The organism is Sutcliffiella horikoshii, from assembly GCF_008180725.1.
GTDB classification, from domain to species: Bacteria; Bacillota; Bacilli; order Bacillales; family Bacillaceae_I; genus Sutcliffiella_A; species Sutcliffiella_A horikoshii_B.
The window spans coordinates 635,195-660,388 of record NZ_VTEV01000001.1 but is presented as its reverse complement, the minus strand read 5'-3'; the positions used below and the strand labels follow the sequence as shown (position 1 = coordinate 660,388).

Genomic DNA, 25,194 nt, shown 5'->3' with positions numbered 1-25,194 from the left:
ATAATCCTTGTAAATGGTATAATAGTAGGAATAAGACAAAAGATTCATAAAAAGGGTGAAATAGGATTTGAATGAGAGTCTTGAAATCAAAGAGATAGTAGCAGGTAACAAAGATACATACCATCAGATCATAAATCGCTATAAGGATAAGCTGTTTGCAATTGCCTATCATATGTCTGCAAGTGAAGCAGAAGCAGAAAAACTGATAGAAGAAGGCTTTATTAAAGTTTATCAAGACTTGGAAATATACGATGATTCCATATTTTTTGCTGACTGGCTTTACGAACGGTTTATTTCCATAATAGGTGTGAAGAAAGACACTACACAACAGGCTAAACTGCCTTTTCATAATCCTCATTATGTTGAGATGGAAGAAGCGCTTCATTCCTTGGCTCCAGAAGCAAAGTTTCAATTCCTTCTAGTTAAGCTTTTGGGTTTTACATCAGATAAACTCACCGGGTTAATTGGCACAAGCAAGAAGGAAGTAGAAGAGAATTATTTAAACTCCTTAAAACAAATTCGACTTTCCACTTTATCAGATGATATTCAACATGCAGGTGCAGAGTGCTATGGGGTGGAGGAGCTTTCTCAACATTTTGATGGAAAGTTAAACGAGGAAAAAGAACAGAGCGTGAAGGATCATTTAGAATTCTGTCCCGATTGTAGAGAAGTCTTACAATTGCTTAAACAAGAAGAATCTACATTGGAGAGGGTTTTGGAATACCCAAAGCTTAACGAATCATTTAACGATAAAGTGTTGAGTAGGCTTACCCCCTACGTTCCTCCAAAACCAAAGCACCGCACATGGAAATATCAATTTAGTGTAGTAGGAATAGTAGGTGCAATCTTCCTATTCAGTGTAATTATATTACCAACCCTGAAGCCGCTTGCCTCGATGGTATCCACTTATATGGAGCACGGAACCATCTATAATGTCTGGACGGAAGGTACATACGCAGTAACCGACAAAGAAATTACTCTTGAAGTCACAAAAGTGGAAATCGATTCTCTTTACATGGCTATTTATTATGAAATCAGTAGAGAAGGAGAAGAACCACCTAAGACTTATCCTTTTGAAGATGTGGATTTTTATAGTTACAATCCCTTTCAATTTGTTGATGAATTTGGGAAGCAGTATCCCTTTGAGGCAACGATTCCTGAACATATTCGTTATGCCAGGAGAGTGGAAGATAAAAATGGGGAAGAAAAAGAAAGGCCATATTATCTAATAAAGATGCCGGAAAAGCTGCCTGACGAGTTTAGCTTGAAAGTTAACTTTTCTAGGCTACAAGGGGAATATGGTAAGTGGAACCTTGAAATTCCAATAAGGTTTGACAAAATTGAAGACACAGCCGTAACTATACAATTGGATAAAGAAATGACCATCGCCGATAAAATTGTTGTGGAGCTTCTTGATGCTACCTATAGTAAAAACGGAAGTAGAATAAGGTATACCATTGACTACACACAAGAAGAGGAAGCTAGATTAAGGGAGCTTTTAAAAGAACATGATCAAGAATATAGAATGCAGGAAATAATTCAAGGGCGTCATGTAGGACTAAATGTAACAACAGAGGATGAAAAATTTGTGTTGCCAAACTTCTTTATGTCCCACATGATGAACTCTGGTCAAAATGAACCGGTGGAATTATATCACTCACATTATTATATGGATACGCAGCATCACCAATTAGGAGGGAAACTGGAAAATCCAATGGAAGAACTATATATACAAATGATGGGGGTTTCTTACCAAGAGCCGGCATTTTTCTCGATGGAAATTCCCCTTAAAGAAACAGAAGCTACACCCTTAGAGGGTAAAATCCATAGTTATAAATTATTGGATTACAGTCTTACCCCTGTTAAGGACCATACGGGGGATGTCAGCAAGTATACCTTAATAATTAATGGAGAAAGTCAACAAAGCGGTGTGAACGGAGATATTGGTTGGAATCTAACTGATAAATCTGGCAATTACATTCATACAGAGGGTTGGTATCATCACGAAGACATGCACAAAGAAGGTCCAAAAAGACTACTCCATGTTGATATTGTTCCAGATTACGAGCAAGGTGAATTTCCTGGAAATATTGTGATAAATGCAGACTACATTTACACTCATTACAATGACATAGAAGGTCAAAAGTTCCCTTTGTTTAACGAAGTGGAAATGCAAGATGGTGAGACAGACTGATGGATGAATTAGCCTATGTTAAGAAAGTACGAGCAGGTGAATTGCAAGCTTTTGAACCAATCATTGAGAAATATAAAAACAGCATATATAGGCTGGCATGTTGGTGGACAGGTAGTCAAGAACTTGCAGAAAGAGTAACAAACGACTGCTTTTTGAAAGTATATAATCTTCTATCAACCTATCAGGAAAAAGAACTGTTCTCGTTTTGGCTGTATCAGGAGGTATTACCACTCCTGAAAGAATTACCTGTATTAGAGGATGGAGAGACCGTTGGAAACTTTCTATCTCACAATCCGCATGATATACAATTGCATGAAGAGGTCTTATCTTTACGTAAGGAGTGTAGAGTTCCCTTACTATTATCCTATTTACTTATAGAATTAAATGATGAACAGAAAGCATTTCTTTCTGAAAATAGTCTAATAGATTACAATGGGTTTTTATTAGAAGCGAAAATAAAAATTCGTCACAACTCTGTTACTCTAAGTGAGAAGTCTACAGAAGCATGCTTGGAGAAGGAAGAACTAATGCATTATCAGGTCGAAAATCTAGGGAGTTTGGAAAAGAACCGAATGGACGATCATCTGGAATTCTGCCCGGAATGCAGGGATTTGCTTCAGTTTCTAATGCGAGAAGAAAGTATGTTGCAACATGTCCTACAAGCGCCATCATTGGATGGGGATTTTAATGTAAGGGTATTAAAACAGTTGACACCATATACATCCAAGACACCTAAACAAAGGACATGGGCGTATCAGTTCGGTGTTATTGGTGTGATGATTGCTGTATTTGTAGGTGGGTTTGTTGTTCTGCCCACAATTATACCTTGGACAAAGATGGTAAGTAATTATTTAAACTATGGCAGTTTTTATAACGTGTGGGCAGAGGGAACTTACACGGCCACAGACAATGATATTACAGTTGAAATAACCGCCATAGAAGTAGACCCATTGCATATGGTGGTCAACTATGAAGTGTCAAGTGAAGACAAGGCATGGGGTGCTGGTGGAGTTGACAGATTTACCGTTCATGCAGTAGATGAAGAGGGTAAAACCTATCCTATGGAGGCGGCCTCGCCCAAAGATAGTCTTATGGAAATGAATAGACCATTCCAGGAAAGTTTACCTGACTCTATGTTTTATGTGAGAGCACTAAATGAAAAAGCACTCCCGGAAAAATTTACACTTTTTATTAAATATCATCTGTTAAACGGATGGGGTGGAGATTGGGAGATTGAGGTTCCAATAGAATATGATAAAGCCATGGAAGAAGTAGAAGTGCTGGAATTGAATAAAATACTCATTGTTGACGAGAAAATAGAGGTAGAAGTGCTTACTTTGGAAAAAGGGAAGTATGGGAGCAGATTGAAATATGATGTAAGGCTGAAAGAAGAAGAAATAAAGCGGATTGAAACCAATCTCAAAAGGACGAACCAGAAATATGATCAGCACTATTTTATGAGTTATCACGACGTGTTTGCCTCGGTACTACTCGTCAATAATGAAGATAAGTATCTTGTTCCAATTGGCTATCCTTCTTTTAACAATGAGAGCGCTCCTTTTCAGCTTGAATTTTCAAATCTATACGCTGATAGGGACTTTATGGAACTTAAGGGGGAAGCAGATGTAGGGGAGAAGTTATCTGCAGAGATTAGGGCCATTTACTATCATGAACCAGGCTTTTATTCTCTTACCGTTCCATTAGAAGAAACAACGAAGCAACCATTGAATATAGATTTAGACGGATACACAATGGACGAGCTTTCTGTGAAAAGGCAGGAAGGAGGACCGACCAATGTACTTCTTTCAGGTGAACGAACACAACATGATAAAATTCGTTCTTTCCACTGGGAGTTCTTTGATGAGAATGGTCAAAGTTTGAGTGTATACAATACCGCTGAATATGGCTGGTATGATCGTGAAAACATGGTAAGCAGAATAGAATTGATAAACGTGGATGTTGATGCTGAAGAATCACAATTACTGATACAAGCTACTCAAATATCAAACGATTATCTTTTTAAAGAAAAGGAACATAGAATCCCACTAGATTGATTATTATCATTGAATTGTTGGTGTTTGTTTGTCCCAATTGCTCTGGTTTCTTGGTATAATGGGGTAAAGATGAAGTGGACGATGAAGGAGTATTTTATATGAATGAAAAAGCAATTCAAACATTTCGAGATTGTATCCCGCTATTCCAAGTACTTGCGGACGAAGCACGACAGGACATTATTTTACTGTTGGCAGAAAAAGAATCATTGACTGTTACAGAAATTGCAGAAGCATCCAGACTTTCCAGGCCTGCAATTTCTCATCATTTGAAAATATTACGTGATAATAAGCTTGTTGAGATTGAGCAAAAAGGAACGCAACGGATTTATTCTTTGAGTTTGGAAACATCTGTTGCAATGCTTAAAGATCTGATTGAAATTGTTGAGAGTGAATGTCTATAGTAATAAAAACAACAGCCATTTGATGTGGCTGTTTTTCTTTAGGGTTATATTCGTTACAACGCAGTTTGAAAACGTTATAATAATAGTATTATGAAAGGAAGGGCGTGTTGTAGGTTGGAAATGAATCTTAAGGGAAAAACGGCATTGGTTTTGGCTTCTAGCCAAGGTCTTGGAAAGGCGATTGCCGCATCTCTCATTGATGAAGGTGTCAATGTTGTTCTAGCAAGCAGAAACGAGGAAAAGTTAGCTTATGTTCAACGTGAACTAGTAGATAAAGAAGGTGGCAAGGTATCTTATATCCAAACGGATATTACAGACCCTACTCAAATTAAACGTGCCGTTCAACATGCGGTAGATACATATGGACGACTTGATATTTTGGTAAATAACGCTGGCGGTCCCCCTGCCGGTTCATTTGAACAGATCACAGATGAGCAGTGGCAGCAGGCTTTTGAATTGAATCTATTAAGCTATATCCGAACCATTCGGGAAGCACTTCCCCACCTCAAGAAAAAAGGAGGGAAAATCATCAACATCGCTTCTTCCTCCATCAAGGAACCAATTCCCGGTCTATTGTTATCCAATACATTCCGAACAGGCATCGTTGGATTGACTAAGACTTTAGCTGGTGAGCTTGCGGGAGATAACATTTTGATCAATACTGTCGCCCCGGGTAGAATTGCTACAGACAGAGTAGCGTTTTTGGATGAAGTGAATGCAGAGAAACTGGGTATTACGAAAACGGAGATGGAAGAGAAAGTCAAGGCGGGAATACCGCTTGGTCGTTACGGTGAGCCGGAGGAGTTTGCCAAAGTGGTAACATTTCTTGTGTCAGATGCAAACAGCTATATGACTGGAAGCTCGTTCTTGGTGGATGGCGGAATGGTCAAATCTATATAGAATAATGTTTATTGTTAGTGAGAAAGGAAGCTAGGGAGTTATGAAGAATTTATTGTTGTTAATACTGGGAGGCTTTGCAATAGGCATTATCTTGGGCGTTCTGAATGTCCAATTTAACTTCTGGATTTTTGTTGTCCTCCTGGTTTTAGCTTTTATCGCCTTATCCTACAGGGATGTTAAATACATGTTTTTGTCCCGGGATGTGGAGAAAATAGAGAAATATTTAGAAAAAAAGCGTCAGGAACCTTATTATGGGTTTGTTTTAGAGTTGGCAAACGGTAATTTGACGGGTGCCAAGAAAGAGTTGGAGGAGCTTGAACGAAAGTGGAAAGGGAAAAAGACTGCAGTCTTTTGGGCTCAGTATTACTTAAGGCTCGGCAACTATTCAAAGGCGAAAGAGCAAGTCGCAAAAGTCGACCAGGCTGAGATTAAGACGTATATCACAGCAGGAATTGCAGTGGCTGAAAAAGATTACAAGATGGCAGAAGAGCTAAAAGAGGAATTACGAAAAGATTGGATGAAATTTGCCATCGACACGGAACTTGCTCTAAGCCGTAAAAACTATACACTTGCTAAAGAAAAGAAGGAACAGGCCATAGCGGCCACAAAAGGCTTGCAATATTATATGATGTTCAAGGAGTTTCAAGAAATATAAACAGAGAAACTCCTTGACAGGAAGGCACGGACAAATTTACACTTGAAGTAGACATTAGTTATTAGAAAATTTTCAGTATTGAGGTAATGCATATGGTACTAGCGATAGATCGACGAATTGGCAAGTATGCAATACTTCTTGCGATGAACGGAGACCAGGAGGAATTGCCGGTAGCAACACCGCAACATTGGAAAAGATGTATGGGGAAAGTCGGTTCCATGGATTCGCAAAAAGTGGTAGCAGCCATTGAAACTGCTGCCAAGCGGGAAGGTATTATCAAATCCGATGGATACCGGGAAACACATGCACTTTATCATGCCATCATGGATGCTCTCAGTGGAGTGACACGCGGTCAAGTCCAGCTTGGTTCTGTCATGAGGACTGTAGGCTTGCGTTTTGCCGTCGTAAGGGGAAATCCTTATGAAGATCTAGAGGAAGGCGACTGGATTGCAGTTGCGCTGTATGGGACGATTGGTGCTCCTGTCAGGGGATCGGAGCATGAAACCATCGGTCTCGGAATCAATCACATTTAAATATTTTTGCCCATAGTTGCTGATAAATAGGGGGCTGTACTTTGAACATATTATATGGTCGAAGTATGGCCTCTTTTTGTGTGGGAAAAGGGGGAAGTTGTCTATGGAGAAACAGCGGGAAAAGGGGAGAGTCGCAATGATTACATTAAATGGGGAATCGTTGACGCTTGAAAAGTTGAATAGGATTTTATTTGAAAATGATCAGGTGGAACCATGTCAGGACGCAATGGTAAAGGTTGTTGCTAGTCGGGCAGCGGTGGAAAACATTGTGCAAAAAGGGGAAGTGGTGTATGGAATCACAACTGGCTTTGGTAAATTCAGCGATGTTTTGATTCCATTTGAAGAAACGGCAGACTTGCAACGGAATCTCATTCACTCCCACGCTTGCGGGGTAGGGGAAGCATTTGATGAGGTGATCGGCCGTGCGATGTTAGTATTACGCGCCAATGCCCTTTTAAAAGGGTATTCCGGTGTCCGTCCGATTGTCATTGAACGTCTTTTACAATATGTGAATGAAGGAATACATCCTGTGGTTCCGCAGCAAGGGTCGCTTGGGGCAAGTGGAGATCTTGCACCATTGTCCCATCTGGTATTGACCTTGCTTGGCGAGGGGGAAGTGTTTTATGAAGGAAAAAGAAGAGATACTGCAAGTGTTTTGGCTGAAAAAGGGATTACCCCAATCGAATTGAAGGCAAAAGAAGGTCTTGCTTTAATTAACGGGACGCAGGCAATGACGGCTGTAGGGGTTGTCGCTTACTTAGAAGCGGAGAAATTAGCTTTTCAAGCAGAGTCAATTGCAGCAATGACTTTTGAGGGACTTGAGGGAATTGTGGATGCCTTGGATCATGATGTTCATAGAGTCCGCGGTTATAAGGAGCAAGTGGATGTAGCGGAGCGGTTCCGGAAGTTGTTAGATGGAAGCAAACTTGTGACAAGGCAGGGAGAGAAGCGTGTGCAGGATGCCTATTCATTGAGGTGTATTCCACAAGTGCATGGAGCATCCTGGCAGGTTCTGGGTTATGTGAAGGAGAAACTGGAGGTAGAAATCAATGCAGCAACGGATAACCCATTGATTTTCGATGATGGAGGCAAGGTGATTTCAGGAGGAAATTTTCACGGGCAACCAATTGCCTTTGCGATGGATTTTCTGAAGCTTGGCGTAGCGGAACTTGCAAATATTTCTGAACGCAGGATCGAACGTTTGGTTAACCCACAGTTGAATGACTTGCCGCCATTCTTAAGTCCAAAGCCAGGACTTCAGTCAGGTGCCATGATCATGCAATATTGTGCAGCTTCGCTAGTTTCAGAGAATAAGACATTGGCTCACCCGGCAAGTGTGGATTCCATCCCGTCCTCTGCCAACCAAGAAGATCATGTAAGCATGGGGACGATTGGAGCAAGGCATGCCTATCAAATAGTAGCCAATGTGCGAAGAGTACTTGCCATCGAATGGATGTGTGCCATGCAAGCCCTTGAATTCCGAGGAGTCTTCCTATCCGCACCACTCATGCAAAAATGGTACCAAGAAGGGCGTACCATCGTCCCAAGCATCACCGAAGACCGCATCTTCTCCAAAGACATCGAAGCACTCGCCGCGTGGATGAAGGATGAGGGAAGCGTTCTATGTAGAGCGTGAAATTCCTAGGGGGGTCTGACCCCCCTCAGAAATTTAATACTCCCGCAACAATTCTGTAACATTATCAAAAACCAAAATGAATAATTCAATCAAAAGGGGATGAACTGAAATGGAAAAGGAAATGGTGAAGGTTATTCGTGCTCCTAGGGGCAGTGAGTTAAATACGAAAGGGTGGGTGCAGGAGGCTGCATTGCGTATGTTGATGAACAACTTAGACCCGGAAGTGGCAGAAATCCCGGAAGAGTTAGTGGTGTACGGTGGAATCGGGAAAGCGGCAAGAAACTGGGAAAGTTTTGACGCCATTGTGGAATCGCTTAAAAACTTGGAAGAAGATGAAACCTTATTAGTTCAGTCAGGTAAGCCGGTTGCTGTGTTCCGCAGTCATGCAGATGCGCCACGTGTTTTATTGGCAAACTCCAACCTTGTGCCAAAGTGGGCAAATTGGGACCACTTCCATGAGCTAGATCAAAAAGGGCTGATGATGTACGGCCAAATGACAGCCGGCTCTTGGATATATATCGGTACTCAAGGGATCCTACAAGGAACCTATGAAACTTTCGCTGAAGCGGCCAAGCAATTTTTTAACAATACTCTAAAAGGCACGATCACTGTTACAGCTGGACTTGGAGGGATGGGTGGTGCACAGCCGCTTGCCGTTACCATGAACGATGGGGTGTGTATCGCCATTGAAGTGGATGAACATCGTATTGACCGTCGCATTGAGACGAGATATTGCGACGTAAAGGTCCATACAATAGATGAAGCCATTCAAAAAGCGGAAGAATATAAAAAGCTAGGAAAACCATTGTCTATTGGACTACTAGGCAATGCAGCAGAAATACTTCCACAATTAGTGGAAAGAGGATTTACACCAGATCTTTTGACAGACCAAACTTCTGCCCATGACCCATTAAATGGCTATCTTCCGGTTGGAATGACTTTAGAAGAGGCAGCAGAACTAAGAAAAGAAGAACCAGCACAGTATGTGAAACTGGCAAAAGAGAGTATGGCAGTGCATGTGAAAGCAATGCTTGACCTTCAACAAAAAGGCGCCATCACATTTGATTATGGCAACAATATCCGCCAGGTTGCTCTGGACGAGGGAGTGGAAAATGCCTTTGATTTCCCTGGCTTTGTTCCGGCATTTATCCGCCCTCAATTTTGCGAAGGGAAAGGACCTTTCCGTTGGGTGGCATTGTCTGGGGATCCGGAAGATATTTATAAAACAGATGAAGTTATTTTAAGAGAGTTTGCCGATAACAAGCATCTTTGCAATTGGATCAAGATGGCAAGAGAAAAAGTGGCATTCCAAGGGTTGCCTTCAAGAATTTGCTGGCTTGGTTATGGTGAACGTGCCCGTTTTGGAAAAATCATTAACGAAATGGTAGCAAGCGGCGAGCTTTCTGCACCGATTGTAATCGGTCGCGATCATTTGGACTGCGGCTCTGTGGCATCTCCTAATCGTGAAACAGAAGCAATGCTTGATGGAAGTGACGCGGTAGCGGATTGGCCGATATTGAATGCGCTCATTAATGGTGTAAATGGTGCGAGTTGGGTTTCCGTTCATCACGGTGGTGGAGTGGGAATGGGGTATTCTCTTCACGCAGGAATGGTCATTGTGGCCGATGGAACGGAAGCAGCAGGAAAGCGCTTAGAGCGAGTGTTGACTTCAGACCCTGGTATGGGTGTTGTGAGGCATGCGGATGCAGGGTATGATCTTGCGAAAAAAGTGGCCAAAGAAAAAGGCGTGCACATTCCTTTGCTAAAGGAGAGTGAGTAATAGATGATATTGGATACACTACTGATCAATTGCGGTCAACTGCTTACAATGGATCATGAATCGGATATGGTAAAAGGAGAACAGATGAAGGTTCTTCCGCATATTAAAGATGGAGCCATTGGCTGGAAGGATGGAGTAATATCTTTCATTGGTACCACTGATGAGGCGAAAGATTTGCAATCTTATAACGTGATAGATTGCAAAGGGAAGCTTGTGACACCTGGACTCGTAGACCCACATACCCACCTTGTATTCGGTGGGTCAAGAGAGCACGAAATTGCATTAAAGCAACAAGGTGTTCCATATCTAGAAATTTTAAAGCAAGGTGGAGGCATTCATTCTACTGTTAAGGCAACACAAGAGGCAAGTTTTGAAGAGCTGTTGGAGAAAGCGGAATTTCACCTGAAACGAATTCTTAGTTATGGTGTAACGGCAGTTGAAGCCAAAAGTGGCTATGGACTAAACGCGGAAACAGAGCTTAAACAATTAAAGGTGGCAAAAGAGCTTCAAAAAAAGTATTCCCTGACTATGGCATCGACTTTCTTGGGGGCCCATGCCATTCCAAAGGAACGTAAAGAGAATCCAGAGGGTTTCTTAGAAGAAATGGCACAATTATTTGCCACGCTAAAAGAAGAAGAACTTGCTGAGTTTGTGGACATTTTTTGTGAAGAAGGTGTCTTTACCATTGATCAATCAATGGAATATTTAACTAAAGCAAAAGAAGCAGGTTTTGCTGTGAAAATCCATGCAGATGAAATTGTATCACTAGGCGGAACGGAGCTTGCCATTACAATCGGAGCAGCTTCTGCCGATCATTTGATTGCAGCTTCAGATGAAGCAGTCAGCATGTTCGGTTCTTCCGATACCGTTGCGGTACTTTTGCCAGGTACGACCTTTTATTTAAATAAAGACAGCTATGCAAATGCCCGTGGGATGATCGATGGAGGTGGAGCTGTTGCATTGGCTACCGATTTTAATCCGGGAAGTTCTCCGACCGAAAACATCCAGTTTATTATGAACCTTGCGATGTTGAAGCTGAAAATGACATGTGAAGAGATATGGAACGCGGTCACGGTCAATTCTGCAAAAGCTATCCATAAGGAGGCTGTTGCAGGCAGACTTCAAAAGGGTCGTCAAGCAGATGTGGTCATCTGGAATGCTCCCAATTATCAGTACGTCCCTTATCATTATGGCGTAAACCATGTACACAGCGTATTTTTAAAAGGGGAGAAAGTCGCAAAAGGAGGAGCTTTTCTTGAGTAGGCCATCCTATTTGCAAACCACAGGTGCTCCTCCATTTATAGATAGACATTTTCCTAAGGCAACCGAGCTGATGCAAACATGGGACGGCGAGAGTATGCTTCATGGAACGACAATTATCGGCGTCCCTCTTTCCAAACCTTCAATTAGTCATTCAGGAGCGAGTTTTACACCTGGTGTTATCAGGAAATTAATGCAATCCTATTCCACCTATGCTGTGGAAGGGGAAGTGGATCTTAGGGATTGGTCGGTGCTAATAGACGCTGGGGATATTCATATGCACGCAACGGATATTAAGGAATCTTATCGCAGGATTGAAGAGACGGTAACATCTGTCTTAAGGGGAAATAAAGATTGCATCCCGCTTTTTATCGGTGGCGATCATTCTATCTCTTTTTCTACACTTAAAGGATTGTCTGCGGTCAAAACGGGTACTATTGGAGTCATTCAATTTGATGCGCATCATGACTTAAGGAACACCGAAGATGGTGGTCCAACGAATGGGACTCCATTCAGGAGGCTTCTTGAGGCAGGTGTGTTAAAAGGTGATCACCTTGTTCAAGTAGGTATTAGAAACTACTCGAACAGTTCCTATTATCATAATTATGCAATTAAAAAAGGTATAAAAGTTTATACGATGGATGATGTAAAGAAGAATGGAATCGTGAAGGTAATCAGTGAAACAGTACAATACCTTAAAGATAAGGTGGAGCACATTTACCTCTCCATCGATATGGACGTACTTGATCAAGCATTTGCACCAGGCTGTCCTGCTATTGGTCCAGGTGGAATGACAAGTGAGCAGCTCCTTGAAGCTATTTTTCTTTTGGGAAAAGAGAGAATGGTATGCGGTTTGGACATCGTAGAAATAGACCCAACGATTGATTTCCGTGACATGACTAGTAGAGTGGCAGTCCACTGTTTGTTGGAATTTTTAAGGGGTAGAAGTTTGTTGCAAAGATAAAAGTAAAGGCGACTGCAGGTTGAATGCAGTCGCCTTTACCATCTAACTATTTTTTTGGAATAGCTTATAAAGTGCTTGAGTTCCACTATTTTCTTCGCCAATTGCAGAAAGTTTTACATACATTTCACGGGCTAAGGAAAGGCCTGGGACATCAAGCCCCATTTTATCGGCTTCATCAAGGGCGATTTCCATATCTTTGATGAAGTGTTTGACGAAAAAGCCTGGTTCATAGTTTCCTGCGATAATACGAGGGGCAAGATTAGACAAGGACCAGCTTCCGGCCGCACCGCTAGAAATACTCTTTAGGACATTTTCAGGATCAAGTCCCGCTGTCTCTGCGTAAGCCAAAGCTTCACAAACACCAATCATGTTCGTGGCAATGGCAATCTGGTTGCACATTTTAGTGTGCTGCCCTGCTCCAGCCTCACCTTGGTGAATGATGTTTGCTCCTAATGCTTGGAAGATGGGGCGACATGCCTCAAAAGCTGCCTTTTCCCCACCGACCATTATCGTTAGACGAGCTTCCTTAGCACCAATATCGCCACCTGAGACAGGAGCATCCAGGCTATGTAATCCTTTTTCTTTCGCTTGCTCGTAAATCTGTTTAGCAAGTGTCGGAGTGGAGGTGGTCATATCAATTAGATATGCACCTTGTTCGGCATTAGGTAAGATGCCGTTATCTCCGAAATAAATTTCTTTCACATCTTTAGGGTAGCCAACCATTGTAATTACAACATCAGCACCCTGTGCAGCCTCCCCCGCACTACCCTTCCACACCGCGCCGCGCGAAACCAAATCCTCCGCCTTCTCCCGCGTCCGCGTAAACACACTAACCTCAAACCCTTGGTCCAACAAATGCCCCGCCATACTACTGCCCATCACACCCGTACCAACAAAAGCAACCTTATGTAATTCTCTGTTCATGTGAAAATACCTCCTGGGGTCTGACCCCTTTTTTTCTTTTTTTTCTCATTATACAGCTTTCCCAAGTGTTCTGGTAGATTGCTAGGTGGATAGGGAAATCTTTTATTTTGGGAGGAAAGAACTAGGAGTATTAGTTATAATATTTAGAAAAATAAAGAAATTTGTAGTATAATAGGGGATATTGGAAGTTAAGGACGATATAGTTTTACAAATGTTTTTGGGCGGCAAAAGATTTAAGGATAGTTTACGAAGGGAGGAACGTGTAATGAGTACCCCTGATTCTTTATTAAAGAAGGAGAACACACCATCTGTTGAATCTATTACTAAGGTCCAGCTAATCATTGTAATCTCAGAGATAGGAGATATTCAGTATGTTTCTTCCACATGTGTAGCATTATTAGGGCATGCGAGGAAGGATCTGATAGATACAAGATTAGAGAATTGGATCAACTCAGAAGATCTATATTTAATAGAGAGCTTAATCTACCAGCCCTCCCATCAAACTCACTGTTATTTTCGCATGAAAAAAAAGGATGGGGACCTTGTTTGGATGGAAGCCGTACTTTCTGAAGTCAAATCATCTATAGGGGAAGAGAAGGAAATCGTTATGATGCTTTCCCGAACATCGGATTATCAGAATACCACGGAGTCAGATAGAAAAACGACAATTACGATGCCTACTAGTCAAAGGAAAATAAATGGAAACGGTGTAAGTGAAGAACCTCAAATAGACGAGGATTATTCTGCCTATGACCTTATCGAATACCTTCCAAACGGTGTGTTCATTTTTGTTGATGGAATCATCAAGTATGTAAATGAAGCAGGTACATCCATGCTTGGGGCTTGCCATAAGGAGCAGATTCTCGAGACCTCGGTTTATGAATACATAGAAGAAAATTACCATGAAATTGTGGGAAAAAGAATTAAGTCTGTGCAACAAGGGTACCGAGTGGGGCAGATGGAGCAACGCTGGAAGCGGTTTGATGGAAGAGCAATCGATGTGGAAATCACTTCAAATTACACTACTTTCAAGGGAAAGCCAGCTTCTTTCGTTATGCTGGTGGATATTTCACACCGGAAGAGCTTTCATAAAATTTTACAAAACAGTCGCGAACGCTTTCGAAAGCTCGTACAAAATTCGATTGATACAATTGGAGTGATTTGTGAAGAAAAATGGACGTTTATTAATGAGTCCGGACTAAAGATGCTTGAAGTAGATAACTATGGAGAAATCTTTGGTAAAAGCATTTATGATAATCTCCCAAAAGAAGATTTTGAGAAGATATGGAAAGAAGTGCTTGAGCAACATAATGGAACGAAATTGCCGACATTTGAACAAGAATGGAAGACAATGAAAGGAAATGCCATTCATACAGAGCTTGTGGGAATACCTACCACCTATCTAGGAAAAGATGCCATGCAAGTCATTATCAGGGACATAACAGAACGTAAACAAGCAGAAGCGTTGATGCTGCAATCGGAAAAGCTTACGGTCGCAGGTCAATTGGCAGCTGGCATTGCACATGAAATTCGTAATCCGCTAACAGCTATCAAAGGCTTTTTCAAACTCTTGGAACGGGAGATGGAAGAAAAGAAGGGGTATTTCGATATAATTGAGTCAGAGTTAAGTAGGATCGAACTAATACTAAGTGAATTACTTTTACTTGCCAAACCTCATCAAGTATTCGTTCATCCGGTTTCAGTTCATTCCCTGCTTAAAGATGTAACGACACTTTTAGAAACACAGGCGATTATGAATAATGTGTGGTTTGATTTGAAATTAAAGGCGAAGTTCCCTACCTTAAAATGTGATGAAAACCAGATGAAACAGGTGTTTATCAACCTGATCAAAAATGGAATTGAAGCGATGCCCAAAGGAGGCACCATTTATATTGATACGAAAATTGAGGGTAAGGATTTAGTCATTACCTTGCGTGATGAAGGAACCGGAATTCCAGAAGATATTATATCAAGACTGGGCGAACCTTTTTTTACTACTAAGACGACTGGGACCGGATTAGGGCTAATGATAACGTTTAATATCATCAAAAACCACCATGGTACAGTCCATTTTTTCAGCGGAAAGAATGAAGGAACTACTATAGAAGTTCGTTTTAAACAGATAGACTGTGAAAAATAATACTTTTGTATTAGTTGTATATTTCTTTTACCTAATAGTAACAGTTATGTAAATCGCTTATGATAAAGGAGTACTTTATTATTAGAGTACATTAGAACTTCAGTTGGTAAGTGTTTATCATTATGCCAGCTGAAGTTCTATTTATATTCCTCAATATAAGCTACAACTTTTTACGACTACAAAATGATCAGGATGGTTGATAAGATGCAGATGCACTGGAAGGGTTATCACGTCTCTCAATTATATATGGGATTCATTTCACTAATTGGTCTTGCATTGTTCGGTTATCATTTAGTGGTACACCAAAGTGTCACTGTTTCTTTGACGTTCGTATTGTTAATTGTATTCCTTTTTATCTGTGAGTACTATCCAATGCCTATGCCAAGAGGTCAAACTACTTTAACGTTTCCCATCATTTATATGATCTATGTGGTTTTTGGTATAGATATAGTCATTCTTACATATGGGCTGACGGTCCTTGCCATTAACTTCATTCACCGGAGGCCTTTGCGGATCCTGTTATTTAATCCTGCGCAATTAATAATCAGCTTTTATCTTGCGCATATCATACACCGTTCTATATTAGAAAACATTGTGGTCTCGCAATACTCACCTCTAACAATTGAGATATTAGGTTTTTTTCTCATCATTTCATTTTTTTATCTCATCAATAATTTTATTGTAGACATTGTGTTATGGTTACGCCCTGAAAAATACCCTCTACGTTTTTGGATAGGGAAAAATCAAGGGGAAATAATCAGTTATGTCATTGCCTTTGTTTACGGTTGTTTGATTCACTATCTTGGAAGTCAAAACCGTGGGGAAGTGGACAGTTTTTCTTTTTTCTTCTTTTTCTCCCCACTTGTTGGATTGTCATTGCTCAGCTCCATCATTGCGAGGTTAAAGGTGGAGAAGAACCGTATCAAGGCATTGTTCGACTTTTCTTCTGAGTTAAACAAATCGCTTACCTCTCAAACTTGGGAGGGCCTAATTAAGAAATTGATTGGTGATATAATGATACATGAGGACTGCGTACTGTTTCTTAGAACTCAAGAAGGAAAATGGGAACTCACCATGTTAAATGGCAAGTTGACGTCACAAGTGATGGAAAATGAAGTATTCTTTCGCATGGAGAGCTTGGAGAGTCTTATGGTCTATGATAGAAAAGATTCAGATATGGGACCATTGACTTCTTATATTCGTCCGCAATTAAGATCAGTGCTATATGCTCCCTTATTAGTTGAGAACGAAGTAATTGGTTGTTTTGTAGTAACCAAAGCTCGTACAAAAAGCTTCACGATAGAGGACACGAGGGCAGTTGCAACGATCGCAAATCAATTGGCTGGATTTTTCAAAAAGAAGCAGCTTCTCAAAGAGCAAGAGCAAAGAGTAATTCTCGAAGAACGAAACAGGATTGCTCATGATATCCATGATGGCATAGCACAATCACTTGCCGGTGCGGTCATGAAACTTGACACGTCCATAAGGAAAATAAATACGGATCCTATTGAAGCAAAACAATTAATATCGGACAGTAATAAACAGTTAAGGGACAGTTTGAAAGATGTAAGAGATTCCATTTACGCTTTAAAACCTTACCCAACAGAGAAGTTGGGATTTCATACTGCTATTGAAAGGAAAATACAAGAATTAAAGAAAGATCAAACTCTGACTCTAAAAATCGAACTGGAAATTAGAGGAGAAAGAGGTCCTATAAGTCCCATGACAGAAAAGGTAATGTTTGATGTGTTTCAAGAAAGTGTTCAAAATTGTATCAAACATGCGAAAGCAACAAATTTGCACATTTTAGTAAGCTACAAAAAGGATCATATATTATTAAAAATGACGGATAATGGAATCGGATTTTCGTTATACCATGCGATGATCAAAGCGATGAATCAGCCGCATTATGGAATAATTCAAATGAATGAAGCAGCCGAAAAAATTGGCGCTGCCCTTCAGATTGAGAGTAAACCGAATGAGGGGACAGAGATAATTCTGATAGTACCAAAACTTGGATTGGAGGGGACGAATAAAAATGATTAACGTCATGCTAGTAGATGATCATGCTATTTTACGAGACGGATTGAAAACTATCATTTCCTTGGAAAGTGATATGAAAGTGATTGGGGAAGCAACAGGAGAAAAAGAAATGGTTGCGCTCATGCAAAGACAGCGTCCTCATGTCATTGTCATGGATATTAATATGCCTGAAAAGGATGGCATTGAACTCACAAAAAAAGTGAAAAAAGAATATCCGGAGATCAAAGTGTTAATCCTGACAATGTATAAACATGATGAGTATTTTTTGTCTGCCATCAAAGAAGGGGCAGATGGATATCTTTTAAAAGATTCACATTCTGATCAAGTTATAGATGCAATTAGAACGGTCTATAGAGGGGAATCCATCATTCACCCTGCTATGACGAAGAAGTTGATCAACTATCACCAACAAGGGAGTCAACAAACAGAGGACACAAACCTTACGGAAAGAGAACAAGAAGTGCTTGTGTGTCTTGTAGAGGGGCTATCCAATAAAGAGATTGCGGAACGTTTATATATAAGCGATAAAACGGTTAAAATACATGTAAGTAAAATATTTAAAAAGCTAAATGTGAAGAGCCGATCTCAAGTAGTTATCTATGCAGTGCAACATAAACTGGTGTCCCTTCCATAAATAGCTTTTTATAGCTTTATAAAGCTTTCTCCAGACTTTACAGAAAATTCCCTATACATTTTCGTTAAAGGATAGTATCATAATAGACTAATCATTTAAATAGGAGTAATAAACTATGAAACAACATGAGCAATGGACATCAAAACTTGGTTTTATCTTAGCAGCAGCTGGTTCCGCAATAGGTCTAGGGGCCATATGGAAATTTCCATATATGGCAGGTTCAAATGGAGGAGGTATATTTTTTCTTTTATTTATCCTTTTCACCCTTCTTATAGGTGCGCCGATGCTATTGGCGGAATTTATCGTGGGAAGATCTACCCAAAAGGACGCCATAACAGCATATAAAATTCTAGCCCCTAAAAAGAAATGGTATTTCATCGGTGTGCTCGGAGTAACGGCATCCTTTATTCTATTATCCTTTTACAGTGTGGTAGGAGGATGGATTGTCACTTATTTGTGGAAAAGCATGACAGGCGGTTTAGCTCAATTTTCATTAGAGGAATACGGAGCATTATTTGAACAGACGATTTCCAATCCGGTTCAAGTTTTACTTGCACAATTCATTTTCTTAGCCATAACTATTTGGGTTGTCCAGGCTGGGGTACAGAGTGGAATTGAAAAAGCCAGCAAGATTTTAATGCCATTACTATTCATTATTTTTATCGTATTGTTGGTAAGATCACTCACTTTGGAAGGTGCTTCGGAAGGAATCTTATATTTTTTACAGCCTGATCTATCCTTAATTACACCAAATACATTTCTAATGGCACTTGGACAGGCTCTATTTTCTCTTAGTGTAGGTATTTCTATTATGGTAACCTACAGCTCTTACTTGGAGAAAGGGGAGAACCTAGTACGATCGGCTGGTTCTGTTGTTGGATTAAACGTCATCATTTCCCTTCTTTCTGGGTTAGTAATTTTCCCTGCTGTCTTTGCGTTAGGATTGCAGCCGGATGAAGGTCCTGGTCTTGTATTTGTGGTTTTACCAGCAGTGTTTGATCAACTGCCGCTTGGTGGGTTATTCTTGACGATGTTTCTAATACTGCTATTATTTGCAACCTTGACTTCGGCTTTTTCAATTTTAGAGATTATTGTTGCAGTCATTGTAAAAGATAATCAAGAAAAAAGAAGAAGAATAGCAGTAATTACTGGTTTAGTCATTTTTGTGATTGGAATTCCTTCAGCACTATCCTTTGGAGTACTAGCTGACATAAATATTCTAGGACTACTATTTTTTGATGCTGCTGATTTCCTAGTAAGTAATATAGGACTTCCACTGGGTGCATTTTTAATCTCCTACTTTGTAGGGCATCGAATTCCTAGAAACTTATTGGAGGATGAATTCTTCCAAGGTTCGACCGTTAAAAAAGGATTGTTCCAGATATGGTATTTCCTCATCAGATATGTGATTCCTGTTTCTATCTTACTTGTTTTCCTTCAGTCCTTAGGTGTTTTTTAAGAAAATGGATTGATGAGCGCTGGGCGTAAAGCCCAGCGTTTTTTTTGTGTCTAAAAGTGGTCACTTACAACTAAAGTAGTAATCAAAATAGTACAGAAACTCTGTTTTTTTACAACGTATGCCTAATAGAAAGTCATATAAGTATGTGAAAGAATGGGTATATAATCTAATAATTAATAAAATTCAGAAAGGGGTTAAGTGATGAAAGGAAAATTTACTGTTCTTACTATTGGAATTCTTGTACTGGGTTTGATAATGAATTCTATATGGTTCCAAGGTTCGCAGCTTGTTAAGGCCAATCCTGTTGGGGTTGAGAAACTTGATGAGAAGTTAAAGCATATTTTCGCAACACAGGAAGGGCCAGTGGAGGTAATTATTACGTTTGACAGCCCTGATGGAATAACCTCTTCCATTACTGGCCTTCTTGAAGACATTGGAATTAACCAAGCTGTTACATTTAATAGCTTACCTTTTGTAGGTGCTATAGCCACGAAGGAGCAAGTTGATCATATAGTGACATGGGATAATGTGGTCTCTGTTTATTACAATCAAACGCTTCAATATGAAAACGATGTTGCTACTACATACACGGGCGTGGATAAAGTTCGTACAGACCATGATATCCGAAAAAAAAATAATGGGTTGCCTGTAAGTGGAAAAGGTATTGGCATAGTTGTTAACGATAGTGGTGTTGATGGAACGCACAATGATATAAAGTTCGGTAGAAACCTAGTACAAAATGTTCTAGGTAGCACGAATCTCAATGGAGTTACAGGGATTCTCCCAATATCGTATGTGGAAAATGTACCAAATACTGATTCAAGTTCGGGGCATGGAACACATGTAGCTGGTACCGTTGGTGGAACAGGAGCTATGTCCGGAGGAAAATACGAGGGAGTGGCACCTGGAGCTAATTTGATTGGTTATGGTTCCGGAGCAGTTGTTGCGATGCTGGATACGCTGGGTGGATTTGACTATGCGATCACTCATCAGCAGGAATACAACATACGAATCATTACAAATTCTTGGGGGGCAACAAGTGATGCGGGTACCAGTTTTGATCCCGGCAATCCAATAAATATTGCCACTAAAAAGTTATTCGACCGAGGAATCATTACGGTATTCTCTGCAGGGAACTCAGGGCCAAATGAAGCAACGATTTCTGGAAATTACAAAAAAGCTCCTTGGGTTATCACAGTAGCAGCGGGTGATATGGATGGGAAGCTTGCTAATTTTTCATCACGAGGGAAGGAAGGAATGGGAGGCTCTGTTGTAATAGATGGGACGGAGTATAAATGGGAAGACCGCCCTACAGTTACTGCACCGGGTGTAGACATTGTCTCTACAAGAGTATTCACACCCCTTTCTGCACTCAGCGCACAGAAAGATCTGGAATATATTTCACCAGCACATTTGCCTTACTACACAACGTTCAGTGGGACATCTATGGCTGCTCCTCATGTCGCAGGAATCATTGCATTATTGTTAGAAGTGAATCCAGAATTAGATGTAATGGAGATCAGAGGAATTCTGGAAGAGACAGCGACACCGATGCAAGGGTATGAAAAATGGGAAACGGGTGCGGGTTATGTGGATGCCTACAAAGCTGTCTTAAAGGCTATGCAATAAACTATTCGTAGGAAAAGAGGGAAAATTATGAAAAGATGGTTTGCAGTTGTATGTGCGTTTTTGTTAATGATGAGTTCATTTTCTAGTGTAAGTGCCCAAGGAGAAGCTCCTTCCTCCATAGTGGATGAAAAAGTATGGTCTGTTTTTAATGATGCTACAAGTACAGCTCAAATTATAATTACCTTTAATGGAGACCAGAAACCAACAGCAGCTCAGGTGGATTTGTTGAATGAGCTTGGGATTACTAAAGCAGTCACCATGAACGAATTACCTATTGCAGGGGCTATGGCAACAAAGGCGCAGGTCGAAGCTTTGGCACAATCTTCTGAAGTAAGATCCATCTATCTTAATGAAAAGGTAAAGTACTATAACGCAGAATCAACAGATATTACTGGTGTGAACAAAGTCAGAACCGACAAGGAAATGACCAAGGGGAACGGCGGAATGCCTATCTCGGGTAAAGGGATAGGGGTGGTCGTGAATGATAGTGGAGTGGATGGAACGCATAAAGATCATGAGTTTGGCCGCAACCTTGTCCAGAATGTCCTTGGTTCCACCAATCTGCAGGGAATAACCGGAATCCTGCCAATCTCTTATACGGAAAATGTACCGAACACGGATACAAACTCTGGTCACGGCACACATGTTGCCGGAACTGTTGGCGGAACAGGTGCGATGTCTGGAGGGAAATACGAGGGAGCCGCTCCAGGTGCTGATTTGATTGGATACGGTTCTGGTGGCGCGTTGTTCATACTTGACGGAATTGGGGGCTTTGACTACGCCATTACTCATCAACAGGAATATGGAATTAGAGTCATCACAAATTCATGGGGATCCAGTGGTGATTTTGATCCAAATCACCCGATAAATATAGCGAGTAAAAAAGCCTATGATAGAGGGATCGTTGTGTTGTTTGCTGCAGGCAATGAAGGACCTGCTGAGAATACTCACAATCCTTATGCAAAAGCACCTTGGGTCATTTCAGTTGCAGCCGGAGTGAAGGACGGCACGTTGGCTGATTTCTCTTCCCGTGGAACGAATGGTGTTGGAGGGACTTTCAGCATGGACGGTGAGGAATGGACATGGGATGATAGGCCAACCATCACTGCTCCAGGAGTGGATATCGTTTCTACAAGGGTAGTGGCCCCGCTTTCGGCATTGGCTGCAGAAAAAGATGCGGAATTAATTGAACCTCAACATCTTCCATACTATACGAGTATGAGCGGGACATCGATGGCTACACCACATGTGGCAGGAGTTGTGGCTTTGATGCTGGAAGCTGATGCAACTTTATCTCCAGGAGAGGTAAAAGAAATAATTCAACAAACAGCTACTAATATACCAGGATATGAAGATTGGGAAGTCGGTGCAGGTTATGTGAACGCTTTTGCTGCGGTAGATGCCTCTCTTTCTAAAAATAAAGCATATGGATCCACATTGAAATGGAATCAAACCTTCCACTCCAATGTGGAAACGTCAACAACCAAGGAAGACTTACAAATAGAATACTCCACAATTACGGGAGGCTCCTATGAATTTTCGGTGGATGAAGGATTGACCAGCCTTCTTGCACGAGTGGATGGAAAAGGTGTGATGGAGGCTACAGGAAATCCTGTTAACCTTGTCTTAACTGCTCCAGATGGAACAGAGTACAGTTCTGGGGTCAGCTTGTTATTTCCATTGTATTCTGATCGTGTAGTACTTGTTGATTCCCCGCAATCAGGTACATGGAAAGCTGAGATCAGAGGACTTCGAGGTGCCGAGCTTAATCCTATCGGAATAGCATTACCTGAAACTGTAGAAGGATCTTTAACTTTTACGAAAATTGAAGGATTTTCAGGCTTAAATGATATAAGCGGTCACCCTGCAGAAGAAGCTATTAAGCAGGGAGTAAATGAAAGACTATTCGATGGGAACAAAAATGGCTATTTTAAACCTGATGCGAAACTGACTAGATTAGATCTTGCGAAATACTTAGTGATGGGAGCGGAAATTAGGCAGTCTTTACCGAACGTCCCGAGCTTTGCAGATATTTCAAATGCAGATTTGGCTTTTGCTGAAGCAGTAATGGCAAAAGGAGCAGCTTTTAGAGATCAAGCACAGAAGAATAACGGAGTAATGTTACCAAAGGAAGATGGAAAATTCGTGCCTAAAGGTACATTAACCAAAGCGGAATTGGCATACTCTCTTGTCCAAAGCTTAGGGCTAGGAGAAGAGGCGTTAGCCCATTCTGGCGACATTAAAGTAACATATAAGAATGAACAAGTAGTGTTAAAGGATCAAGCAGATATTCCTGAGAATTTAAAAGGGTATGTACAATTGGCTCTAAACCTTAATATATTGAACGCTAAATTCTCTGTAACACAGGGGAGATATGATCTTGAACCCAAGATTGAGGCTACATTCAACGGAAAGGAAGAAGTGACTAGAGGAGACTTCGCTGTGGCATTTACTAGATATTATAATGTGTTCTTTAATTAACGATTTTACATTACTTAAGTCAAATCCATAATTTTATATACAGGTTAGCAGAGAGAAGCTGATGTCATGGGCTTCTCTCTATTTATTAGGATATAAAAGAGAGATATTAATTTTTTCTATTGGGAAAATAGGTACTTTTTTTCTTTAATAAGTACCCGTTCCACCTCTCGTTTTCCCAATATAAAATTAGGCTGACAGATGGTAAACTGACTATAACGATTCTTAATAGTTGGAATTGTTAAAAAATTTTAAGGAGTGAATTTATTGAAAAAGTGGACGAAAGGTTTATCGGTCATACTTATTGCAATACTTGCTTTCTCTTTAGCTTTTGGGTCTGCACAAACAGAAGCTGCGGGTCCTAGTGCTAATGCCAAGAAAGAATACTTAGTGGGATTTGCAAAAGGAAATAAAGCAAAGGCACAGTCTTCCAAAAATCTAATTACAGCAGCTGGTGGCGATATCCAACATACATTCCAATTCATGGATGTCGTGGAAGTGAGCTTACCTGAAAAAGCGGCAGAAGCATTAAAGAAAAATCCTAACATTGCATTTGTAGAAGAAAATGCACAAGTGTTTGCAACAGCACAAACAACGCCTTGGGGAATTCCTCATATTAAAGCAGACAAGGCACACGCTTCAGGAGTGACAGGAAGTGGAGTAAAAGTCGCCGTCCTTGATACAGGGATTGATGCAAATCATGCTGACCTTAATGTTAAAGGCGGAGCGAGCTTCGTTTCTGGTGAACCGAATGCCCTGCAAGACGGTAATGGTCATGGAACGCATGTAGCTGGAACCGTTGCTGCTCTTAATAATACGACAGGAGTGCTTGGTGTAGCTTACAATGCTGATCTTTATGCTGTTAAAGTTTTGAGCGCATCTGGTAGTGGAACTTTAAGTGGGATTGCACAAGGAATTGAGTGGTCCATCGCTAATGACATGGATGTTATTAATATGAGTCTTGGTGGAAGTACAGGATCCACAGCTCTTCAGCAAGCGTGTGACAATGCATACGCAAGTGGAATTGTAGTAATTGCAGCTGCTGGAAATTCTGGTTCAAAAGGCAAGAGAAATACAATTGGTTACCCTGCTAAGTACAGCTCTGTAATTGCAGTTGGTGCCGTCGATAGCAACAATAACCGTGCATCTTTTTCAAGTGTTGGAAGTGAGCTTGAAGTTATGGCTCCAGGTGTAAGTATCCTTAGCACGACTCCTGGAAACAACTACTCTTCCTTCAATGGAACGTCAATGGCTTCTCCGCATGTAGCAGGAGCGGCTGCATTAATCAAAGCCAAATATCCTAATATGACAAATGTGCAAATTCGTGAAAAACTAATAAATACTGCCACTGATCTTGGTGACCCGTTCTATTACGGGCAGGGTGTTATTAACGTTGAAAGTGCTTTGCAGTAATAGATAACTAGATTATCCCCCAATTTGAATAGAAGCACCAGATCGACTCTTTAAATAGGAGATGACACTGGTGCTTTATCAATTACATTTATTATAA

At 40.8% G+C, this 25,194-nt stretch carries 18 protein-coding genes; 17 read left to right on the top strand and 1 reads right to left on the bottom strand.

Going from position 1 to position 25,194, the window contains the following annotated elements; all coding sequences use genetic code 11:
• Nucleotides 1-67: 67 nt before the first annotated feature.
• The 10 genes from FZC76_RS03260 (at nucleotide 68) to hutG (ending at nucleotide 12,377) form a co-directional block, all read left to right on the top strand.
• Entirely contained in the window at nucleotides 68-2,194 is a 2,127-nt protein-coding gene (locus FZC76_RS03260; RefSeq protein ID WP_148986827.1) for a sigma factor, read from the top strand.
• The gene (locus FZC76_RS03255) at nucleotides 2,194-4,248 is read left to right on the top strand and encodes a sigma factor (RefSeq protein WP_148986826.1); all 2,055 of its coding nucleotides are present in this window, start codon (nucleotides 2,194-2,196) and stop codon (nucleotides 4,246-4,248) included. Before FZC76_RS03260 ends, FZC76_RS03255 begins: the two co-directional genes overlap by 1 nt.
• A gap of 98 nt (nucleotides 4,249-4,346) precedes the next feature.
• Nucleotides 4,347-4,649, top strand: a complete 303-nt coding sequence (locus tag FZC76_RS03250; RefSeq protein WP_148986989.1) for an ArsR/SmtB family transcription factor — start codon at nucleotides 4,347-4,349, stop codon at nucleotides 4,647-4,649.
• A gap of 114 nt (nucleotides 4,650-4,763) precedes the next feature.
• Nucleotides 4,764-5,549, top strand: a complete 786-nt coding sequence (locus FZC76_RS03245) for an SDR family oxidoreductase (protein ID WP_148986825.1) — start codon at nucleotides 4,764-4,766, stop codon at nucleotides 5,547-5,549.
• Between the two features lie 40 nt (nucleotides 5,550-5,589).
• Nucleotides 5,590-6,204, top strand: a complete 615-nt coding sequence (locus FZC76_RS03240; RefSeq protein WP_148986824.1) for a hypothetical protein — start codon at nucleotides 5,590-5,592, stop codon at nucleotides 6,202-6,204.
• A gap of 92 nt (nucleotides 6,205-6,296) precedes the next feature.
• Nucleotides 6,297-6,737 (top strand): hut operon transcriptional regulator HutP, encoded by a 441-nt coding sequence (gene hutP / locus FZC76_RS03235; RefSeq protein ID WP_148986823.1) that lies wholly within the window; start codon nucleotides 6,297-6,299, stop codon nucleotides 6,735-6,737.
• 136 nt (nucleotides 6,738-6,873) lie between these two features.
• Nucleotides 6,874-8,373 (top strand): histidine ammonia-lyase, encoded by a 1,500-nt coding sequence (gene hutH / locus FZC76_RS03230; protein WP_148986988.1) that lies wholly within the window; start codon nucleotides 6,874-6,876, stop codon nucleotides 8,371-8,373.
• 121 nt (nucleotides 8,374-8,494) lie between these two features.
• Nucleotides 8,495-10,153, top strand: a complete 1,659-nt coding sequence (gene hutU / locus FZC76_RS03225) for a urocanate hydratase (protein WP_392396810.1) — start codon at nucleotides 8,495-8,497, stop codon at nucleotides 10,151-10,153.
• Nucleotides 10,154-10,159: 6 nt separating this feature from the next.
• Nucleotides 10,160-11,416, top strand: coding sequence for an imidazolonepropionase (gene hutI, locus FZC76_RS03220; RefSeq protein ID WP_148986987.1), 1,257 nt, complete (start codon nucleotides 10,160-10,162; stop codon nucleotides 11,414-11,416).
• On the top strand, nucleotides 11,409-12,377 hold the full coding sequence (gene hutG, locus FZC76_RS03215; protein ID WP_148986821.1) for a formimidoylglutamase: 969 nt from the start codon (nucleotides 11,409-11,411) through the stop codon (nucleotides 12,375-12,377). The genes hutI and hutG overlap by 8 nt, the downstream gene beginning before the upstream one ends.
• A gap of 42 nt (nucleotides 12,378-12,419) precedes the next feature.
• Here hutG and FZC76_RS03210 read toward each other — a convergent pair whose 3' ends face one another.
• Nucleotides 12,420-13,301, bottom strand: coding sequence for an NAD(P)-dependent oxidoreductase (locus FZC76_RS03210; protein ID WP_148986820.1), 882 nt, complete (start codon nucleotides 13,299-13,301; stop codon nucleotides 12,420-12,422).
• A 265-nt stretch (nucleotides 13,302-13,566) separates the two neighbouring features.
• Here FZC76_RS03210 and FZC76_RS03205 point away from each other — a divergent pair, with 265 nt between their 5' ends.
• The 7 genes from FZC76_RS03205 to FZC76_RS03175 all read left to right on the top strand — a co-directional run bounded on the left by FZC76_RS03205 (nucleotide 13,567) and on the right by FZC76_RS03175 (nucleotide 25,097).
• Nucleotides 13,567-15,441, top strand: a complete 1,875-nt coding sequence (locus tag FZC76_RS03205) for a PAS domain S-box protein (RefSeq protein WP_187441935.1) — start codon at nucleotides 13,567-13,569, stop codon at nucleotides 15,439-15,441.
• 204 nt (nucleotides 15,442-15,645) lie between these two features.
• Nucleotides 15,646-17,487, top strand: coding sequence for a GAF domain-containing sensor histidine kinase (locus FZC76_RS03200; RefSeq protein ID WP_262372362.1), 1,842 nt, complete (start codon nucleotides 15,646-15,648; stop codon nucleotides 17,485-17,487).
• Nucleotides 17,480-18,118: a response regulator gene (locus FZC76_RS03195; RefSeq protein ID WP_148986818.1), complete on the top strand. Its 639-nt coding sequence runs from the start codon at nucleotides 17,480-17,482 to the stop codon at nucleotides 18,116-18,118. Before FZC76_RS03200 ends, FZC76_RS03195 begins: the two co-directional genes overlap by 8 nt.
• Nucleotides 18,119-18,233: 115 nt before the next feature.
• Nucleotides 18,234-19,577, top strand: a complete 1,344-nt coding sequence (locus tag FZC76_RS03190) for a sodium-dependent transporter (RefSeq protein ID WP_148986817.1) — start codon at nucleotides 18,234-18,236, stop codon at nucleotides 19,575-19,577.
• Between the two features lie 201 nt (nucleotides 19,578-19,778).
• The gene (locus tag FZC76_RS03185) at nucleotides 19,779-21,206 is read left to right on the top strand and encodes a S8 family serine peptidase (protein ID WP_262372361.1); all 1,428 of its coding nucleotides are present in this window, start codon (nucleotides 19,779-19,781) and stop codon (nucleotides 21,204-21,206) included.
• A 27-nt stretch (nucleotides 21,207-21,233) separates the two neighbouring features.
• On the top strand, nucleotides 21,234-23,687 hold the full coding sequence (locus tag FZC76_RS03180; protein ID WP_148986816.1) for a S8 family peptidase: 2,454 nt from the start codon (nucleotides 21,234-21,236) through the stop codon (nucleotides 23,685-23,687).
• Nucleotides 23,688-23,951: 264 nt separating this feature from the next.
• Entirely contained in the window at nucleotides 23,952-25,097 is a 1,146-nt protein-coding gene (locus FZC76_RS03175; RefSeq protein WP_148986815.1) for a S8 family peptidase, read from the top strand.
• Nucleotides 25,098-25,194: the final 97 nt, after the last annotated feature.

What these genes read in the sequence shown, in the direction of transcription:
- FZC76_RS03255 (WP_148986826.1), top strand. Translation starts at nt 2,194, where the DNA reads ATGGATGAATTAGCCTATGTTAAGAAAGTACGAGCAGGTGAATTGCAA.
- FZC76_RS03250 (WP_148986989.1), top strand. Translation starts at nt 4,347, where the DNA reads ATGAATGAAAAAGCAATTCAAACATTTCGAGATTGTATCCCGCTATTC.
- FZC76_RS03240 (WP_148986824.1), top strand. Translation starts at nt 5,590, where the DNA reads ATGAAGAATTTATTGTTGTTAATACTGGGAGGCTTTGCAATAGGCATT.
- hutP (WP_148986823.1), top strand. Translation starts at nt 6,297, where the DNA reads ATGGTACTAGCGATAGATCGACGAATTGGCAAGTATGCAATACTTCTT.
- hutH (WP_148986988.1), top strand. Translation starts at nt 6,874, where the DNA reads ATGATTACATTAAATGGGGAATCGTTGACGCTTGAAAAGTTGAATAGG.
- hutU (WP_392396810.1), top strand. Translation starts at nt 8,495, where the DNA reads ATGGTGAAGGTTATTCGTGCTCCTAGGGGCAGTGAGTTAAATACGAAA.
- FZC76_RS03210 (WP_148986820.1), bottom strand. Translation starts at nt 13,301, where the DNA reads ATGAACAGAGAATTACATAAGGTTGCTTTTGTTGGTACGGGTGTGATG.
- FZC76_RS03205 (WP_187441935.1), top strand. Translation starts at nt 13,567, where the DNA reads ATGAGTACCCCTGATTCTTTATTAAAGAAGGAGAACACACCATCTGTT.
- FZC76_RS03200 (WP_262372362.1), top strand. Translation starts at nt 15,646, where the DNA reads ATGCAGATGCACTGGAAGGGTTATCACGTCTCTCAATTATATATGGGA.
- FZC76_RS03195 (WP_148986818.1), top strand. Translation starts at nt 17,480, where the DNA reads ATGATTAACGTCATGCTAGTAGATGATCATGCTATTTTACGAGACGGA.
- FZC76_RS03190 (WP_148986817.1), top strand. Translation starts at nt 18,234, where the DNA reads ATGAAACAACATGAGCAATGGACATCAAAACTTGGTTTTATCTTAGCA.
- FZC76_RS03185 (WP_262372361.1), top strand. Translation starts at nt 19,779, where the DNA reads ATGAAAGGAAAATTTACTGTTCTTACTATTGGAATTCTTGTACTGGGT.
- FZC76_RS03180 (WP_148986816.1), top strand. Translation starts at nt 21,234, where the DNA reads ATGAAAAGATGGTTTGCAGTTGTATGTGCGTTTTTGTTAATGATGAGT.